This window comes from Sphingomonas sp. IC-56, assembly GCF_021043375.1.
Taxonomy (GTDB): domain Bacteria; phylum Pseudomonadota; class Alphaproteobacteria; order Sphingomonadales; family Sphingomonadaceae; genus Sphingomonas.
In genome coordinates, this window is sequence record NZ_JAJNDV010000002.1 from 129,661 (window position 1) to 147,331 (window position 17,671).

General features: G+C 67.2%; 17 protein-coding genes. 12 read left to right on the plus strand and 5 right to left on the minus strand.

Features of this window, described 5'->3' with window-relative positions; translation table 11 throughout:
• Positions 1-6 precede the first annotated feature (6 nt).
• Positions 7-960, plus strand: coding sequence for a sensor histidine kinase (locus LQ953_RS03800; RefSeq protein WP_231029344.1), 954 nt, complete (start codon positions 7-9; stop codon positions 958-960).
• 110 nt (positions 961-1,070) lie between these two features.
• Here the strand turns inward: LQ953_RS03800 and LQ953_RS03805 are convergent, their stop codons facing one another.
• The gene (locus LQ953_RS03805; RefSeq protein ID WP_231029345.1) at positions 1,071-2,849 is read right to left on the minus strand and encodes an ABC-F family ATP-binding cassette domain-containing protein; all 1,779 of its coding nucleotides are present in this window, start codon (positions 2,847-2,849) and stop codon (positions 1,071-1,073) included.
• A 188-nt stretch (positions 2,850-3,037) separates the two neighbouring features.
• Positions 3,038-3,541, minus strand: a complete 504-nt coding sequence (locus LQ953_RS03810; RefSeq protein WP_231029346.1) for a cupin domain-containing protein — start codon at positions 3,539-3,541, stop codon at positions 3,038-3,040.
• Between the two features lie 168 nt (positions 3,542-3,709).
• Here LQ953_RS03810 and LQ953_RS03815 point away from each other — a divergent pair, with 168 nt between their 5' ends.
• The 3 genes from LQ953_RS03815 to LQ953_RS03825 all read left to right on the plus strand — a co-directional run bounded on the left by LQ953_RS03815 (position 3,710) and on the right by LQ953_RS03825 (position 6,177).
• Complete coding sequence (locus LQ953_RS03815; RefSeq protein ID WP_231029347.1) at positions 3,710-4,054, plus strand: PepSY domain-containing protein; 345 nt, start codon at positions 3,710-3,712, stop codon at positions 4,052-4,054.
• Between the two features lie 31 nt (positions 4,055-4,085).
• On the plus strand, positions 4,086-4,748 hold the full coding sequence (locus LQ953_RS03820) for a response regulator transcription factor (RefSeq protein ID WP_231029348.1): 663 nt from the start codon (positions 4,086-4,088) through the stop codon (positions 4,746-4,748).
• Positions 4,749-4,866: 118 nt separating this feature from the next.
• Entirely contained in the window at positions 4,867-6,177 is a 1,311-nt protein-coding gene (locus LQ953_RS03825) for a sensor histidine kinase (RefSeq protein WP_231029547.1), read from the plus strand.
• On the opposite strand, the gene LQ953_RS03830 is transcribed toward LQ953_RS03825, so the two are convergent.
• A complete protein-coding gene (locus LQ953_RS03830; RefSeq protein WP_231029349.1) occupies positions 6,174-7,160 on the minus strand; it encodes an LLM class flavin-dependent oxidoreductase in 987 nt (328 codons plus the stop codon). The genes LQ953_RS03825 and LQ953_RS03830 overlap by 4 nt on opposite strands.
• A 140-nt stretch (positions 7,161-7,300) precedes the next feature.
• Between LQ953_RS03830 and LQ953_RS03835 the strand changes: the two genes are divergently transcribed.
• The 4 genes from LQ953_RS03835 to LQ953_RS03850 all read left to right on the plus strand — a co-directional run bounded on the left by LQ953_RS03835 (position 7,301) and on the right by LQ953_RS03850 (position 10,815).
• Entirely contained in the window at positions 7,301-7,969 is a 669-nt protein-coding gene (locus LQ953_RS03835; RefSeq protein WP_231029350.1) for a pyrimidine 5'-nucleotidase, read from the plus strand.
• Positions 7,966-8,772: a 2,3,4,5-tetrahydropyridine-2,6-dicarboxylate N-succinyltransferase gene (dapD, locus tag LQ953_RS03840; RefSeq protein WP_231029351.1), complete on the plus strand. Its 807-nt coding sequence runs from the start codon at positions 7,966-7,968 to the stop codon at positions 8,770-8,772. The genes LQ953_RS03835 and dapD overlap by 4 nt, the downstream gene beginning before the upstream one ends.
• Before the next feature lie 166 nt (positions 8,773-8,938).
• Entirely contained in the window at positions 8,939-9,703 is a 765-nt protein-coding gene (locus LQ953_RS03845) for a tryptophan 2,3-dioxygenase (RefSeq protein WP_231029352.1), read from the plus strand.
• Positions 9,700-10,815, plus strand: a complete 1,116-nt coding sequence (locus LQ953_RS03850; RefSeq protein WP_231029353.1) for an aminotransferase class V-fold PLP-dependent enzyme — start codon at positions 9,700-9,702, stop codon at positions 10,813-10,815. Before LQ953_RS03845 ends, LQ953_RS03850 begins: the two co-directional genes overlap by 4 nt.
• Before the next feature lie 108 nt (positions 10,816-10,923).
• On the opposite strand, the gene LQ953_RS03855 is transcribed toward LQ953_RS03850, so the two are convergent.
• Both LQ953_RS03855 and LQ953_RS03860 read right to left on the minus strand, forming a co-directional pair.
• A complete protein-coding gene (locus LQ953_RS03855) occupies positions 10,924-11,355 on the minus strand; it encodes a CoA-binding protein (protein WP_231029354.1) in 432 nt (143 codons plus the stop codon).
• 12 nt (positions 11,356-11,367) lie between these two features.
• On the minus strand, positions 11,368-12,324 hold the full coding sequence (locus LQ953_RS03860; protein ID WP_231029355.1) for an Mrp/NBP35 family ATP-binding protein: 957 nt from the start codon (positions 12,322-12,324) through the stop codon (positions 11,368-11,370).
• Between the two features lie 70 nt (positions 12,325-12,394).
• On the opposite strand from LQ953_RS03860, the gene hflK reads away from it, so the two are divergent.
• From hflK to LQ953_RS03880, 4 genes are all read left to right on the plus strand, one after another.
• The gene (gene hflK / locus LQ953_RS03865; protein ID WP_231029356.1) at positions 12,395-13,516 is read left to right on the plus strand and encodes a protease modulator HflK; all 1,122 of its coding nucleotides are present in this window, start codon (positions 12,395-12,397) and stop codon (positions 13,514-13,516) included.
• A gap of 11 nt (positions 13,517-13,527) precedes the next feature.
• On the plus strand, positions 13,528-14,370 hold the full coding sequence (gene hflC / locus LQ953_RS03870) for a protease modulator HflC (RefSeq protein ID WP_269141306.1): 843 nt from the start codon (positions 13,528-13,530) through the stop codon (positions 14,368-14,370).
• Positions 14,371-14,464: 94 nt separating this feature from the next.
• Entirely contained in the window at positions 14,465-15,985 is a 1,521-nt protein-coding gene (locus LQ953_RS03875) for a Do family serine endopeptidase (RefSeq protein WP_231029358.1), read from the plus strand.
• A gap of 74 nt (positions 15,986-16,059) precedes the next feature.
• Entirely contained in the window at positions 16,060-17,658 is a 1,599-nt protein-coding gene (locus LQ953_RS03880; protein WP_231029359.1) for a helicase HerA-like domain-containing protein, read from the plus strand.
• Positions 17,659-17,671 lie beyond the last annotated feature (13 nt).

Below are 17,671 nucleotides of genomic sequence, written 5' to 3' on the forward strand. Positions count from 1 at the left end.
GCCTGGGTGACGCAACTTGCATTCGCGCTGCTGTGCATGGCGGCGGCGTTGCTGCTGCGCATAAGCGTGGACCTGTTCGCGCCGGGGGCGAGCCCGTTTGCCCTTGGCTACCCCGCGGTGCTGTTCGCCACCTTGTTCGCGCGCTGGCCTGCAGGGCTGCTCTGCGGCCTGATGTCGTTGGCGCACAGTTGGTTCTTCATGCTGCCGCCCGTGCACAGCTGGACGCTCAAGCGTCCCGAAGACACGCCCCGGCTGATCGTGCTGATCATCGCCTATCTGATCATGATCCTGATCGCCGACCTGTTCCGCCGCGCGGTGCGGCGGGCGGCGGCCGAGCGCGACCGGCAAATTGCGGAGCGCGACCTGTTTCTGGAAGAATTCGATCATCGGGTGAAGAACAACTTCGCCGTGGTCGCCGCGCTGCTCGACCTGCAGCGGCGGCGCACCACCAACGCGGAAACCGCGGAGGCGCTGGGCACCGCGCTTTCGCGCGTCCAAAGCATCGCCCGCGCGCACCGGCACCTCTACCGAGGCAGCACCGCGCCGGGCGAAGTGGACATGGGAAGCTACCTGGACGAGCTGTGCACCGCGCTGTCGGAAGCGCTGTTCCTCCACGGCGCCATCGTGCTCGACTGCACGTCCGACCAGGTCACCCTGCCCCGCGACCGTGCGGTGTCGATCGGCCTCATCGTCAACGAACTGGTCACCAACGCCGCCAAGCACGCCTTCACCGACCGCGAAAGCGGACGCATTTCGGTCGAGTTCCGGGCCACCGCGCGCGGCTGGGCGCTGAGCGTGATCGACAATGGCCGTGGCACTTCGCCCGAACTGCTCGCCAAGGGGCGCGAGGGCGGCCTGGGGCAGCGGCTCACCGAAAGCTTCGCGCGGCAGGCAGGGGGCGAATTGCGAGCGGAAAGCGGGCCTGAGGGGACGCGGATCACGGTAGAGTTGGCGCGGTAGCTTTCCCGCGCTTCCGCGCTTTCTTCGTCACCCGGCCTTGCGCGATTAGAAGAAGAAGCGGGATCCCGGCTTAAAGCCGGGATGACGGAGGTGTTAAACGCTTGTTGCGTTCAGCCCAGCGATTCTACCTGTTCGGCCAGTTCCAGCCAGCGCATCTCGGCCGCGTCCTTTTCCTCGCGGAGCTTGGCAATGCCTTCGCCTAGCTTGGTGAACTTGGCGAAATCGCGGGTGTAGAGGTTGGGGTCGGCCATGGCGGCTTCGTCGCGGGCGATCTGGGCTTCGATCTCTTCGATACGCTTGGGCAGCAGATCGTAGTCGCGCTGGTCCTTGTAGCTGAGCTTGACGGCCTTTTTCGGCGCCTCGGCCTGCACCGGCGCGGTTCTGGGCGCCTTGCGGCCTTCGGTGCGGGGGCGGCGCTTGGCTTCCCAATCGGCATAGCCGCCGACCACCACGTCGACCATGCCCGAGCCGTCCAGCCCGAGCGTGACAGTGACGGTGCGGTCGAGGAAGTCACGGTCGTGGCTGACGATCAGCACGGTGCCCTCGTAGTCGGAGATCACTTCCTGGAGCAGGTCGAGCGTTTCCAGGTCGAGATCGTTGGTCGGTTCGTCAAGCACCAGCAGGTTGGAGTGGCGGGCGAATTCGCGCGCCAGCAATAGCCGCGAACGTTCGCCGCCCGAGAGGGTGCCGACCTTTGCCTCGGCTAGGCCGGGATCGAACAGGAACTCCTTGAGATAGCCGTGGATGTGCTTGCGTGCGCCCAGCACGTCGATCCAGTCGCCGCCATCGGCGAGCACGTCGCGCACCGTCTTCTCCGGCGACATGAGGCTGCGCTGCTGGTCGATGATGACGGCATCGAGCGTCTTGGACAGGCGCACGCTGCCTTCGTCGGGCTCAACCTCGCCGGTCAGCAGCTTGAGCAAGGTCGACTTGCCCGCGCCGTTCGACCCGACCAGGCCGATGCGGTCGCCCTTGGTCACGCGGAAGGTAAAGTCCTTGATAATGGTGCGCTCGCCGTAACGCTTGGAAACGTTCTTGGCGTCGATCACCACTTTGGTGTTGGTGTCGTCGGCCGCCGTGACCAGCTTGGCCGCGCCCTGCGGCCCGACCATCGCAGCGCGGGTGGCGCGCATTTCCTTGAGCTTTTCCAGACGCCCCTGGTTGCGGCGGCGGCGGCCGGTGACGCCGCGCTGGAGCCAATGCTCCTCCAGCTTGAGCTTGGCGTCGAGCCGGGCGGCGTTGCGCTCTTCCTCGGCATAGACCTGCTCGGTCCAAGCTTCGAACCCGCCAAAGCCAACATCGGCGCGGCGGATCGCGCCCCGGTCGAGCCACAGGGTGGCACGGGTCAGGCGGGTGAGGAAGGTTCGGTCGTGGCTGATGACGATGAACGCGCCGTTGAAGCGCTTCAGCCAATCCTCCAGCCATTCGATCGCGGCGAGATCGAGATGGTTGGTCGGCTCGTCGAGCAACAGCACGTCCGGATTTTGGGCAAGCGCGCGGGCGATGGCCGCACGGCGGCGCTCACCGCCGCTGGCAGTCGCGGCTTCGCGGGCCAGGTCGATGCCGAGCTGGTCGGCAATCGCTTCCGCCTCATATTGCTGGGGCGCGTCGTCGCCCGACATCACATAATCCAGCAGCGTGGTGCAGCCGGCCATGCGCGGCTCCTGTTCCAGCAGCACGACATGCGTGCCCGGCTGAATGGTGCGGCGGCCTTCATCGCCCTCGATCGATCCGGCGATGAGCTTGAGCAGCGTGGTCTTGCCCGCGCCATTGCGGCCGATCAGCGCGAGGCGGTCGCGCTCGCCCACCGCGAGGTTGAGGCCGCGGAAGAGCCAGCGGACGCCCTGGTTGAGGCCGAGATTTTCGAAGGCGAGAACGGGAGCAGCCATGAGGACCTTGGTTCGATGCTGGGAAACCGGCGGCGCCCGTGCGACGAAGCTCGGGCCGCGGTTCAACCGGTGCGCGCATGGGGCGCAGGCGACACCTAGGGGCCCGTTGCCGCAACCACAATGGTCATGGCGGTTTCGAGGCCTTACCGCCGGCCGATGGCGGCGCGTCTGCCCTGGCGCGGCTGCGCTTATTTGGCTCCGGGCAGCTTGATCCCCAGCAGCACCAGCCGTTCGCCCGTGATCCCGAACCAGTGCGGCACGCCCGCGCCGATCAGCAGCACGTCCCCCGCGCGAAGCTGCCGCGTCTTGCCGCCCTCGATCCGGCTTCCCTCCACGAGATCGGCCCTGCGCGCCTTGGGATCGCGCAAGGTGCCGCCTGAGACCAGCGTCCCGCTGCCTTCCAGCACAATGGCATATTCCGCATCCGCGGGATGCACCGCGGGAAGGCCCGGCTTCTTCCAGATTTCCACCGCCGCCACGTTCGCGCCGTCGCGCAGCAGCGGGCGCCACATGAAACCCTGATCGGGCTTCATTTCGGCGAGCATGGCGCGCACCTGCGCCTTTACATCGTCGGCGCTGGCGAACTCGGTTGGCTGGGCGGGAGCGGCGCTGGTGGTCTGGGCGCTTGCCACCGGCACGCCGGCAAGCAGGATGGCCGCGGTGATCCCGATGGCGCTGGCGTCGATCTTCATCCTACCCTCTTCCAAACCTGTTTGCGGCATGGTGTACGAGTTCGGGCCGGAGCGCCACAGGCTTTCCCCGCCAGCCGGCGCTCCATACACCCGTCCGGATTTGTGCGGGAACCGCCAGTGTTGCCCGCAGGTTACGCCCGCTTCCGAATGTCGTTCAGGGGCTATTCAATGGCCCACCCCCATGCGATGCCGATGCGAATGCTGGTCAACCCCGTCCTGTGCGCGTGCCTGGCAGCTGCCTCGCTTTCCGGCGCGGTGGCCATGGCGCGCGTCGTCGGCGGGCAGGATCATGGCCAGAGCGCGGCGAGCCAGCGGCGGCAGATGGGGCAGAACCTGCCCGCGCGCGAGATCGAGCGGCGCGTCATTCCCCGCATGCCGGGCGCACAGTATCTCGGATTTGATTATGATCCCGGAACGGAGATTTACACGCTCAAGTTCCTGCGCAATGGATCGGTGATCTGGGTGGACGTGGACGGCCGCAGCGGCCGCATCCTGCGAACGGCGGGCAATTGAACCGGGAATCCACGAGGGTGTTGGAGACTATATGCGACTTCTGATCGTCGAGGACGAACCCAATCTGGGTCAGCAGCTGAAGAACGCGCTGGAAGGCGCCGGCTATGCCGTCGACTTGGCGACCGATGGCGAGGAAGGGCATTTCCTGGGCTCGACCGAGGAATATGACGCGATCATCCTCGACCTGGGCCTGCCCGAGATCGACGGGCTGACCGTGCTCGACCGCTGGCGCAAGGAAGGCAAGACCATGCCCGTGCTGGTGCTGACCGCGCGCGACAGCTGGTCGGACAAGGTGGCGGGCCTGGACGCGGGCGCGGACGATTATGTCGCCAAGCCGTTCCAGACCGAGGAACTGATCGCCCGGTTGCGCGCGCTGATCCGCCGCGCATCGGGCAACGCCTCGGCCGAGCTGATCGCAGGCGACATCCGTTTGGACACGCGCTCGGGCAAGGTCACCAAGGCCGGCGAGCCGGTCAAGCTGACCGCGCAGGAATACAAGCTGCTGAGCTACCTGCTCCATCACAAGGGCAAGGTGGTGAGCCGCACCGAGCTGATCGAGCATATCTATGACCAGGATTTCGATCGGGACTCGAACACCATCGAAGTGTTCGTGACGCGGATCCGCAAGAAGCTGGGCCCCGACGTGATCACCACCATCCGTGGCCTGGGCTACAGCCTGGAAGAGCCGGCATAAGCGCATGCTGAACCGGTGGTTCGGCACGGGGCGGGAGGAGGCTCCCGCCGAGGACGACGTGCAGGACCCCGCTTCCTCGCGCGGATATGTGCGCACCACCGGATCGGTGAGCCGGCGCATGATCCTGGTGGCGGTCGCTTGGATCATGCTGTTGCTGGTGGGAGGGGGCATCGCGCTCGACCGGGTGCTGACCGGGGCGGTGACGCAGAATGTCGACGATCAGCTCGACTTCCTGCTGACCTCGATGATCGTGTCCGCCGAGATCGGGCCCAATGGCGAAGTGATGTTCAACCGCGATCTGGCCGACCAGCGCTTCCTGGAGCCCAATTCGGGCGCCTATTGGCAGATCAGCGGCAAGGGGTTCGAGCCTTTCCCGTCGCGCTCGCTGTGGGACCGCAAGCTCAAGGTCAATGCCGAGATCCATGACGACCGCGACCTGCACATCTACGAGAGCGACGAGTTTCCCGAAACGACGCTGCGGATCGCCGAGCGCGACCTGAAGCTGCCGGGATCGCCGGTGCGGTGGAAGTTCCAGGTGGCGCAGTCGCGCGATCCGCTGAACGCGCAGATCGCGGTGCTGCGGCGCACGCTGATCCGCAGCTTCCTGTTGCTGGGGCTGGGGCTGGTGGCGATGGTGGCGCTGCAGACCTGGTACGGGCTGCTGCCGCTGCGCAAATTGCGGACCGAGATCGCCCGGCTGCGCGCGGGCAAGTCGCGGCGGATTCAAGGCGCCATGCCCGCCGAGGTCGCGCCGATGGTGGAGGAGCTGAACGCGCTGGTCGAGCATAACGACCGCCAGGCGGAGGAAGCGCGGCGGCATGCCGGCAACCTGGCGCATGCGCTCAAGACGCCGCTCAGCGTCATCATGAACGCCGCCGCGGCGGGCCAGGACGACCTGGCGCCCACCGTCATTCGCGAAGCCCGCACGATGCGGCGGCAGATCGACCATCACCTAGCGCGCGCACGCGCGGTCGGGCGGCGCGGCAGTGCGCATAGCCGCGCGCAGGTCTGGCCCTCGGTCGAGGCAGTGGAGCGGGCGGTTGCGCGGCTCTATCCCAATGTCCGCATCGACGTGGACGGGCAGAAGGATCTAGTCGCCCATATCGAGCGGCAGGACCTGGACGACCTGCTCGGCAACCTAGTCGAGAACGCGGCCAAATATGGCGGCGGCAGCGTGTTCGTGACGGTGCGCGCGCAGGCGGGGTTCGTCGAGATCCTGGTCGAGGATGACGGGATGGGCATCCCCGAAGCAGACCGCATCCGCACCTTCGACCGCGGCGTGCGGCTGGACACGGGCAAGCCGGGCACCGGCCTGGGCCTGGCGATCGTGCGCGACGTGGCCGAGATCTATGGCGGCACCGTCGCGCTTGAGGAGAGCGAGGACCTGGGCGGGCTGCTCGTGCGGTTGCGGCTGCCGGCGGCGTCCTAGAGCCCCTGCATCGCCTCCGCCGCGATCTGGATGCTGCGGCGGCGGGCCTGGTGGTCGAACATCGCGCTGGTGAGCATCAGTTCGTCGGCCCCGGTGCGCTCAATGAACGCTGCGAGTTCGCGGCGGACCTTTTCGGGGCTGCCGGTTGCCGAGGCCGAGAGGAACTGGTCGAGCGCCGCCTGGCCGTGCGCGCCCAGCCCTTCGCGATAGCCGCGGACCGGCGGGGGCAGCTGGATCGCCTGCCCGGTGCGGATCGCAACGAACGCCTGTTGCTGCGAGCTGGCAAGATATTCCGCCTCTTCGTCCGTGTCGGCGGCAAACACGTTGAAGCCGAGCATCAGGTGCGGCTTGTCGAGCACCGAAGAAGGCCGGAAGTTGCGGCGATAGGCGTCCGACGCCTCCATCATCAGCCCCGGCGCGAAGTGCGAGGCGAAGGCATAGGGCAGCCCCAGCATCGCTGCGAGTTGCGCGCCGAACAGGCTGGAGCCCAGGATCCAGATCTTCACGTCGGCACCAGCCCCGGGCGTCGCGCGGATGCCAAGCTTGGGATCGTCGGCGAAATAGCCCTGAAGCTCCAGCACGTCCTGCGGGAACTCCTCGCCATTGCCGCCCATGCCACGCCGGATCGCGCGGCTGACTCGCTGGTCCGAACCCGGTGCACGGCCGAGGCCTAGGTCGATGCGGCCGGGGAACAGCGCGTCGAGCGTGCCGAACTGCTCGGCGACCTGGAGCGGCGAGTGGTTGGGCAGCATGATCCCGCCTGCACCAACGCGAATACGGCTGGTCGCCTGGCCGACATGCCCGATCACCACCGCGGTAGCGGCGCTGGCGATGCCCTCCATGCCGTGATGCTCGGCCACCCAATAGCGCGTGAAGCCGAGATCCTCGGCATGTTTGGCAAGGTCGGCGGCGTTGGCGAAGGCCTGAGCGGCGGTCCCGCCCTGGACGATGGGGACGAGGTCGAGCAGAGAATAAGCGGTCATGGGCAGGAGATGGGAAGCGTGCCGCCGCTACGCTAGATAGTTCTGGTCGCCGCGCACCAAGCGAAACTCGTGCCCGCCCGGCACGCGCGCCTGGCAAAGACGTGCTTGATAGCCCGCCCCTGCGCGCCTAACCCGCCGCCATGATCCCGGCGCTACACCATGTCCGCAACTGGATTTTCGACCTCGACAACACGCTGTACCCGGTCAGCGCGAACCTGTTCGCGATGATCGATGCGCGGATCGGGGAATATGTCCGCACGCTGCTCAACTGTTCGCCCGAAGAGGCGCACCGGGTGCAGAAGGGCTATTTCCACGCGCACGGCACCACCCTGTCCGGGCTGATGGCCGAACATGGCGTCGACCCGTATCATTATCTGGATTTCGTCCACGACGTGGACATGAGCGTGCTGGAGCAGAACGAGGCGCTGATCCAGGCGCTGGCGCGGCTGCCCGGTCGCAAGCTGGTCTTCACCAATGGCGACGCGCCCTATGCCGAAAAGGTGCTGGACCGGCTGGGTCTTGGCCGCACCTTTGAAGCGGTGCACGACGTCCACGCCACCGACTACAAGCCCAAGCCGCATCCCGACGCCTATGCCGGCATGTGCCAAGCCTATGGCATCGACCCCAGGGAATCGCTGTTCGTCGAGGACATGGCGCGCAACCTGAAGCCGGCCAAGGACATCGGCATGGTCACCGTTTGGATCAACAACGGCTCGGAACAGACGCCGGACCAGGACCGCAGCTTCATCGATTACACCGTCAGCGACCTTGGGTCCTGGCTGCACACCATATTGGAGGACCAACGTTGAACGACCTGCAGACCACCATCGACGCCGCCTGGGAGAACCGGGCCGAGCTGGGCCTGACCACGCAGGGCGAAGTCCGCGACGCGGTGAACACCGCGCTGGGCCTGCTCGACAGCGGCGAAGCGCGCGTGGCCGAGCCCGTGGACGGCGGCTGGCAGGTCAATCAGTGGCTGAAGAAAGCGGTGCTGCTCTCCTTCCGCCTCAACGACAACACGCCGATGCAAGGCGGCTGGTTCGACAAGGTGCCGCTGAAGTTCGGCGACTGGGATGACGCGGCATTCCGTGCAGCGGGCTTCCGCGCGGTGCCGGGCAGCGTGGTGCGCCGCGGATCGTTCATCGGCAAGGGCGCGGTGCTGATGCCCAGCTTCGTCAACATCGGCGCCTATGTCGGTGAAGGCACCATGGTCGACACCTGGGCGACGGTCGGCAGCTGCGCGCAGATCGGCAAGAACGTCCATATCTCCGGCGGCGCCGGCATCGGCGGCGTGCTCGAGCCGCTTCAGGCCGATCCGGTGATCATCGGCGACGGGGCGTTCATCGGCGCGCGTTCCGAAGTCGCAGAGGGCGTGCGCGTCGGCGAGGGCGCAGTGCTATCGATGGGCGTGTATCTGGGCGCGTCGACCAAGATCGTCGACCGCGCGACCGGCCAGATCCATCGCGGCGAAGTGCCCCCCTATGCAGTGGTGGTGCCGGGATCGATGCCGGGTGCCGAAGGCGGGCCCTCGCTCTACTGCGCGGTGATCGTCAAGACCGTGGACGCGCAGACGCGGTCCAAGACCGGCATCAACGAGCTGCTGCGCGACTGAGGGGCCAACTCTTCCCCTCCCTAGCAGGGAGGGGCTAGGGGTGGGTTCAGCGTCGGGCCGGGCTCTATGCCCGGTTCGATGCTTGGGAGCTAGGCGATGAGTCCTCTTGAACTCACCCACCCCCAACCCCCTCCCTTTCAGGGAGGGGAAGGGCTACAAGCTCGCCATGACCGAACCCATGACCTATGGGCGCTATCTCGCCCTCGACCAGTTGCTCGACGCGCAGCATCCGCTGTCGGACCGGCATGACGAGCTGCTGTTCATCATCATCCACCAGACCAAGGAGCTGTGGCTCAAGCAGATCATCGCCGAGCTGCTGCTGGCCAAGGATCTGGTGCGCACCGGCAGGCTGATCGAGGCGTATAAGGGCCTGGCGCGGGTCAGCCGCATCCAGGCGGTGATGACGCTGAGCTGGGACGTGCTCGCGACGATGACGCCGAGTGATTATACCCGCTTCCGCGAAGTGCTGGGGCCGAGCTCGGGCTTTCAGTCGGACCAGTTCCGCGCGGTGGAGGTGCTGCTGGGCCTGCGCGGCGGCGGGGTGCCGGGGCCGCTGAGCAGCCAGTATGCGCAACGGCCAAGCCTTTGGGACGATGCCAATGCGGCGCTTGCGGCTGCCGGATTTGGGCTGCCCGAGGTGGCGCTCTCGCGCGACTGGACCCAGCCTTACCAACCGAACGACGGCGTGCAGGCTGCGTGGACCCAGGTCTATCGCGATACCACCACCCATTGGGACCTGTACCAGTTGGCCGAGAAGCTGGTCGACATCGACGACGCGATGGCGACGTGGCGGCACAAGCATGTGCTGACGGTCAGCCGGGTGATCGGCATGAAGATGGGCACCGGCGGCACTGCCGGTGTTTCGTACCTAAAGTCGACGCTGACCAAGCGCGCCTTTCCCGAACTCTGGTCGCTGCGGACCGCCCTGTGAGCACCAGCTACAAGCATCTGTTCCAGCGCGCGGTCGCCGCCGCGCCGGACCGCACGCACTTCGCCGCGCACAGCCATCATCTCTGGCCCGACGCATCGTACCTAGGACAGCTTGCCGCCTGGGAAGACGCCGCGCGCCTCGCCGACCGCAAATGGGGCCGAGTGATGGAGGAGATTTGGCCCGGCGCGCAGGACCATGTCGCGGCCGAGCTGAACCTGCCCTCGCCGGACACGGTGGTCTTCGCGCCGAACACGCATGAGTTGCTGCTGCGCATCGCCTCCGCCCTGCCGCGCCGACCGCTGCAAATCCTGGCGAGCGATGGCGAGTTTCACAGCTTTCGCCGGCAGAGCGAGCGCTGGGAGGAAAGCGGCGCGGCCAAGGTCGAGCGGGTGCCGATGGACCAGCTGGTCGAGCGCGCAGCCAAAGGCAAGCACGACCTGATCTTCGTCAGCCATGTCCAATTCGGCACCGGCCGGGTGTTCGAGGATATCGCGGCGCTTGCGGCGATGGCGCGGCCGGAGGGGCCGTGGGTGGTGATCGACGGCTATCACGGCTTCATGGCCGTGCCGACCGACCTGTCAGGCGTGGCCGACCGCGTGTTCTACATGGCCGGTGGGTACAAATACGCGATGGCGGGTGAGGGCTGCGCGTTTATGCACGCGCCACCCGGCTTCGGCGCGCGACCCGAGATCACCGGCTGGTATGCCGAGTTCGACGACCTGTCGCTGCCGCCCGGACAAGTCGGCTATGCGCCCGATGCGCGGCGGTTCATGGGCGCGACGTTCGATCCATCGGGCATCTACCGGTTCGTGGCGGTGCGCGACATGCTGGCGCATGAGGGGCTGACGACGGCGGCGATCAGCGCGCATTGCGACGACTTGCGCGCGCGGGTGCTGACGGGGCTGCCGATGGAGGCGGAGCTGTTGAACCCGGAGTCGCCAGCACGGTTTATCGCCTTGCGCTCGCCGCAGGCGGCGGCGTGGAAGGCGGCCCTGGATGCGCAGGACGTGATCGTGGATGTGCGCGGCGACGTGCTGCGGATCGGGTTCGGGCTGTACCAGGATGCGCGCGATGTTGAGTGTCTGATGGAGGCCCTCGACGCTCTCTCCTAACACCCGTCACCCCGGCCTTGAGCCGGGGTCCCGCTTCTTCCTTCTTTCCCGCCCGAGCTTCGAAGAAGAAGAAGCGTCACCCCGGTCGAGCCCGGGGTGACGAAGGGATTAGGGTTCGACCTTCGCCACGCCCAGGCGCGGAATGTCGATCTTGGGGCAGCGGTCCATCACCACCTTCAGCCCGGCGGCCTCGGCGCGGGCGGCGGCTTCTTCGTTGATCACGCCGATCTGGAGCCAGACCGACTTGGCGCCCGCGGCGATGGCTTCGTCTACCGCTTCGCCGGCGGCCTGGGGGCGGCGGAAGATGTCGACCATGTCGATGGGTTCGCCGATCTGCGACAGCTCGCGGAAGACGAATTCGCCGTGGATGTGCTCGCCAGTGATCTGCGGGTTGACCGGGATCACGCGGTAGCCGCGGCTCTGGAGATAGGCCATCACGCCATAGCTCGGCCGATCTGGCCGGTCGGACGCGCCGATCATCGCGATGGTGCGGGTTTCCTCCAGCAATTGGCGGATATCTTCATCGCGGGTCAACGGCATGGGCTCAGCTCCTTATGCGGCGAGCCATTCGTCCAGCCTGGCTGCCAGAGCGGCGAACGTCTCCGCCTGTGGCCCGTTCCCTGCGGCAGGGGGTTCCCCCGCGTCGGAGGCTTGGCGGATCGCCATTTCCAGCGGAACGCGGCCCAGGAACGGCAGGCGCATCTTTTCCGCCGCACGCTCCGCCCCGCCCTCGCCGAAGGGATGCGAGACTTCGCCGCACTGCGGGCAGGCATAGCCCGACATGTTCTCGATCAGGCCGATCACCGGCACGCCCACCTTGGTGAACAAGTCGATCGCGCGGGTGGCGTCGATCAGCGCCAGGTCCTGCGGCGTGGAGACGATGACTGCGCCTGCGGGCTTGTGCTTCTGGATCATGGTCAGCTGCACGTCGCCGGTGCCGGGCGGCAGATCGAGGATCAGGACCTCGGCATCGCCCCAGTCGGCGTCGACCATCTGGGTAAGCGCGCTGCCCGCCATCGGCCCGCGCCAGGCAACCGCCTGCCCCTCGGCCACCAGCCCGCCCATCGAGAGCATCGGCACGCCGAAGCGCGTGGGGATCGGGATCATCGTCTTGTCGCGCGCTTCGGGGCGGATACCCTCCACCGAGAGCAATTTGGGCTGCGACGGGCCGTAGATGTCGGCATCGACTAGGCCGACGCGGCGGCCGCGCTTCGCCAGCGCGATGGCAAGGTTGGCGGCGACGGTGGACTTGCCCACCCCGCCCTTGCCGCTCGCCACCGCGATCAGCCGGCGCACGCGGCGTTCGCTTGTCTGGAGCACGCGCACCTCGGTGACGCCCGACACCGACGCCGCAGCGGCGCGGACATCGGCTTCCAGCGCATCGCGCGTCGCTGGCGCGAGGCCGGTCACGTCGAGGACGATGTCGGCACGGCCATTGTCGAAGCGCGCGGTGGCGCGGCCGGCGGCCAGCGGCGCGAGCAGCGCCTGGATTTCTGCTGCGGTGGTCATGGGCGGCGACATAAGCGCACATTCGCGCGGCGCCACTGTAAATCCGCGGTCGGGTCCTTATAAAGGTTGCATGGTGAACTTACTGCGCTGGCGCGCGCTTCCCGCCATTTGGAAGAACGAGGCTCCCCGCGGCCCCTGGGGCAATGGCGGCGGCAGCGGCAATGGCGGCTCCGGAAATGGCAGCGGCAACGGTGGCGGCAACGGCCCGCGCAATCCCTGGTCCGTCCCGCCCGAGGGACGCCGGCCCAAGCCCGGCGGCAACTCGCTGGAGGATTTGCTCAAGCGTGCGCGCGGCGGCGGCGGCAGGAATCTGCCCGGCATGCCGACCGGAAGCCGGTTGTGGCTGATGGTGATCGGCGCGCTGCTGGCCATCTGGGTACTGTACACCAGCATCCATCCGATCGGACCGCGTGAGCGCGGCGTGGTGACGTCGCTCGGCAGCTATGCCGGCACGCTGACCCCTGGCGTACGGCTGACGCTGCCGGCGCCGTTGCAGATGGTCGAGACCGTCGACGTGGCCAACATCCGGACCGAGAATTTCCCGACCAGCGGCGAAAACCTGATGCTGACCGGTGATCAGAACATCGTCGACCTGGCCTATTCAGTGCGCTGGGACATTCGCAGCGCGTCGGATTACGTGTTCCAGATCGCCAAGCCGACCGACACGGTGCGCGCGACGGCGGAAAGCGCGATGCGCGCGGTGATTGCCACCACCAGCCTCAATGACGCGATCGGCGAAGGCCGTGCGCGGATCGAAGGTCAGGTGCAGGTGATGATCCAGCAGATCCTGGACGAATATAATTCGGGTATCCGCATCCAGGGCGTGGCGATCCAGAAGGCTGCCGCTCCGCAGGCCGTGGACGAGGACTTCAAGCAAGTCACCGCCGCGCAGCAGGAAGCGCAGACCAACAAGAACAACGCCAACGCCTATGCCCAGCAGATCATCGCAGCGGCACAGGGCGAAGCGGCCGAGTTCGACAAGATCTATGAACAATATAAGCTGGCGCCCGAAGTGACGCGCCGGCGCATGTATTATGAGACCATGGAGCAGGTTCTGGCCCGTACCAACAAGACGATCGTGGAAGCGCCCGGCGTGACGCCGTACCTGCCGCTGCCCACCATGCGCGGCGGTGGCGGCAGCGCCCAGCAGGTCGCGCCCCAGGCCGAACCGCAGACGGGAGCCGCCAAGTGAACCGGGCCTGGATGCGCAATCCGATCGCGCTGGCGATCCTGGCGCTCGCCGTCTTGTTCCTGGTGCTGAGCACGGTCGCGATCGTGCCGGAAACCAAGCAGGTCGTCGTGCTGCGCCTGGAACAGCCGCTGCGCACCATCAACGCGTACAAGAGCGGCGAGCAATATGGCCGCACCCAGGCCGGGCCGTTCTTCCGCATCCCGTTCGTGGACCGGGTGGTGTGGGTCGACAAGCGCGTGCTCGACGTGGAGCTGCCCAACGAACCGGTGCTCTCGACCGATCAGCTGCGGCTTGAAATCGACGCCTATGCCCGCTTCCGCGTCGTCGACCCGCTGCGCATGGTCGTGACGGTGGGCAACGAGGACCGCGTGCGCGAACAGCTTCAGCCGCTGCTGCGCTCGTCGCTGCGCAACGAACTGGGCACGCGCCGTTCGGAAACGCTGCTCAGCCCGGAGCGCGGCGAAGTCATGGACAATATCCAGGCCTCGCTACAGCGCCTGGCCAGCCAGTATGGCGTCCAGATCGTCGACGTGCGCATCAAGCAGACCGAGTTGCCCGACGGCTCGCCGCTCAACAGCGCACTGGAACGCATGGCAACCTCGCGCCGGCAGGAAGCCGCGACGATCAAGGCACAGGGCCTGAAGGAAGCGCAGATCATCCGCGCCACCGCCGGGGCCCAGGCCGCGCAAGTCTATGCCCAGGCGTTCAACAAGGACCCTGCCTTCTACGACTTCTACCGCGCCATGCAGTCCTATCGGAATACGTTCCTGGCGCAGGGCGAGGGCAAGGGTGACACCCAGATCATCTTGTCCCCGCAGAACAGCTACCTACGTGAGTTCATGGGGCAACGATGAGCCTGTCCGTTCGTTCACATTCAAACGCCGTTCAGCATTGCGGCGCGAGAGTCTGTCCGGAACGCTTTTTCATCCTTTGAGAGGATTACCGCACGTGCGTTACGCATACGCTATTACCACTGCCCTTGCGCTGAGCGGCGCCGCCGCCGTCCTGACTCTCGAGCACCCAGCCGGCGCGCAAACGGCGCAGAACGAGCCCGGGGCAATCCAGGCTTCCGCGCCGCGCGGTGGCGCACCGATGAGCTTTGCCGACATGGTCGCGCGGCTTCAGCCGGCAGTGGTCAACATCTCGACCACGCAACGCATCACCGTGCAGCAGCAGAACCCGTTCCAGGGCACGCCGTTCGAGCAGTTCTTCGGCAGCCCGCGCAGCGGTGGGGGCGCGCGCACCCAGGAAGCACAGTCGCTGGGTTCAGGCTTCCTGATCTCCGCCGATGGCTACATCGTCACCAACAACCACGTCGTCTCGGCCGGTACCCAGGGCGCCACGGTCGAATCGATCACGGTGACGCTGGCCGACCGCCGCGAATTCACCGCCAAGCTGGTGGGCCGCGATCCGGCTTCGGATCTCGCGGTGCTGAAGATCCAGGGCGCGACCTTCCCGTTCGTGCACTTCGGTGACTCGCGCCAGACGCGCGTGGGTGACTGGGTGGTCGCGATCGGCAATCCGTTCGGCCTTTCGGGCACCGTGTCGGCCGGCATCGTCTCGGCGGTGAACCGCGTCGGCCAGGGCCCCTATGACCGCTTCATTCAGACCGATGCCTCGATCAACCGGGGCAATTCGGGCGGCCCGATGTTCGACCTTCAGGGCAATGTGATCGGCATCAACTCGCAGATCCTGTCGCCCACCGGCGGCAATGTCGGCATCGGCTTCGCGATCCCTGCTGAGCAGGCAAAGCCGATCGTCGATACGCTGATGCGCGGCGAAACCGTCACGCGCGGCTATTTGGGCATCCAGATCCAGCCGGTGACCGACGACATCGCCGGCGCGCTGGGCACCAACAAGGGCAAGGGCGAGATCGTCGGCCGCGTCGAGCCGGGCCAGCCCGGTGAGCGCGCAGGCCTGCGCCCGGGCGACATCGTCACCGCGATTAACGGGCAGGAGATCACGCCCGAGCAGACGCTGACCTATATCATCGCTCGGCAGAAGCCCGGCACGCGCGTTACGCTGGACGTCCTGCGCGATGGCCGGCGCCAGCAGCTGACCGCAACGGTCGGGACGCGTCCGTCGGACGAGGAAATGGCCGCCATTTCCGGCCGCGGCTTCGATCCGGACGCGGAGGAAGGTGCGCCGACCGCCCCTGACTCCGCCGCCGCGCCGCTGGGCCTCGCAGTCCAGCCGCTGACGCCGCAGATCGCGCGGTCGCTGGGCGTCGATCAGGGCACCCGCGGTGTCGTGGTGCTGGGTGTCGATCCCAACAGCGACGCGGCCACCAAGGGGCTGCGTCGTGGCACCGTGATCACCCGCGTGAATTCCACGCCGGTGGCATCGGCCGCCGACATCACGCGCGCGGTGCAGGCTGCACGCAGCGCAGGCCGCAGCCAGGTGCTGCTCTACGTCAATGTGCGCGGCAATTCGGCGTTCGTCGGGGTCAATATCGACCCGCGCCGCTGATCCATTGCGCGGCGGCGGCTGGTAACCCGGCCGCCGCCTGCGCTATTCCTCCGTCATCCTGCTAGAGGGTGGCAATGACCGACATCTTTATCGGCGCGAGCACCCAGGGTGCGCGCCAATCGCTTCTTCTCCACCGCGCCAACCGCCACGGCCTGATCGCGGGCGCGACCGGCACCGGCAAAACGGTGACGCTGCAAAGCCTGGCCGAGGGCTTCTCCGCCGCGGGCGTTCCGGTGTTCGTCTCGGACGTGAAGGGCGACCTTGCTGGGCTCGGCATGTCCGGCTCCCCCACTGCCAAGTCCCACACCGTCTTTGCGCAGCGCGCGCAGGCGATCGGCGACACCGCGTGGCGCTATGGCGCCGTGCCAGTGCAATATTGGGACCTGTTCGGCGAACAGGGCCATCCGGTGCGCACCACCGTGTCGGAGATGGGGCCGCTGTTGCTCCCGCGGCTGATGGGGCTGAACGAGACGCAGGAAGGCGTGCTCACCGTCGCCTTCCATGTCGCCGACCAGGAGGGGCTGCTGCTCCTCGACCTCGACGATCTTCAGGCGATGCTGGCGCACTGCGCCGAACGCTCGGGCGAGTTGAGCACGCAGTTCGGCAATGTCGGCAAGGCGAGCGTTGGCGCGATCCAGCGCCAGCTGCTGCAATTGCGCACCCAGGGCGGCGACAAGTTCTTCGGCGAGCCCGCGCTCGACATATCCGAGCTGCTGCGCACCGATGCGGATGGCCGCGGGGTGGTCAACATCCTCGCCGCCGACAAGCTGATGGCGTCGCCGCGGCTGTATGCCAGCTTCCTGCTATGGCTGCTGTCCGAGCTTTTCGAGACGCTGCCGGAGATCGGCGATCCCGAGAAGCCGAGCCTGGTGTTCTTCTTCGACGAAGCGCACCTGCTGTTCGACGACGCGCCCAAGGCGCTGCTCGACAAGATCGAACAGGTCGTGCGGCTGATCCGATCGAAGGGCGTCGGCGTGTATTTCGTGACGCAGAACCCGCTCGACATTCCCGAGGACGTGGCCGGACAGCTGGGCAACCGCATCCAGCACGCGCTGCGCGCCTTCACGCCCAAGGACGCAAAGGCGGTGCGCGCCGCGGCGGAGACGTTTCGCCCCAACCCGAACCTCGATGTCGCCGCGGCGATCACCGAGCTGAAAGTCGGCGAAGCTTTGGTGTCGCTGCTCCAGGCCGATGGGTCGCCGGCACCCGTGGAGCGTACGCTGGTGCGCGTGCCCGGCTCTCGGGTCGGGCCGGTCACGCCCGAGGAACGCCGCGTGCTGATCGACACCGACGCCGTGGGCGACCGGTACGACGTGGCGATCGACCGCGAGTCTGCCGAGGAGGTGCTGAAGGCCAAGGCCGACGAAGCGGCCGCCGCCGCGCGCGAAGCGGAGACGCACGAAGAGACGCTCAAGACTCAGGCGCGCATCGACAAGGAGAATGCGCGCATCGCCAAGGAGACCGAGCGCACCCGCATCGCCACGCAGCGCGCGCAGGCGACTTCGCCCTGGGGGCAGATGGCGAATTCGTCCGGGCGTGCCGCCGCGTCGTCGCTGGGGCGCCAGGTCGCCAACGAGCTTGGCCGCGAGGTGCTGGGCGGACGCGGGCGGCGTTCGCAATCGCTCGGCGCCCGGCTGGTACGCGGGGTGCTGGGCGGGCTGTTCAGGGGCTGAGAAGCGGGGCATA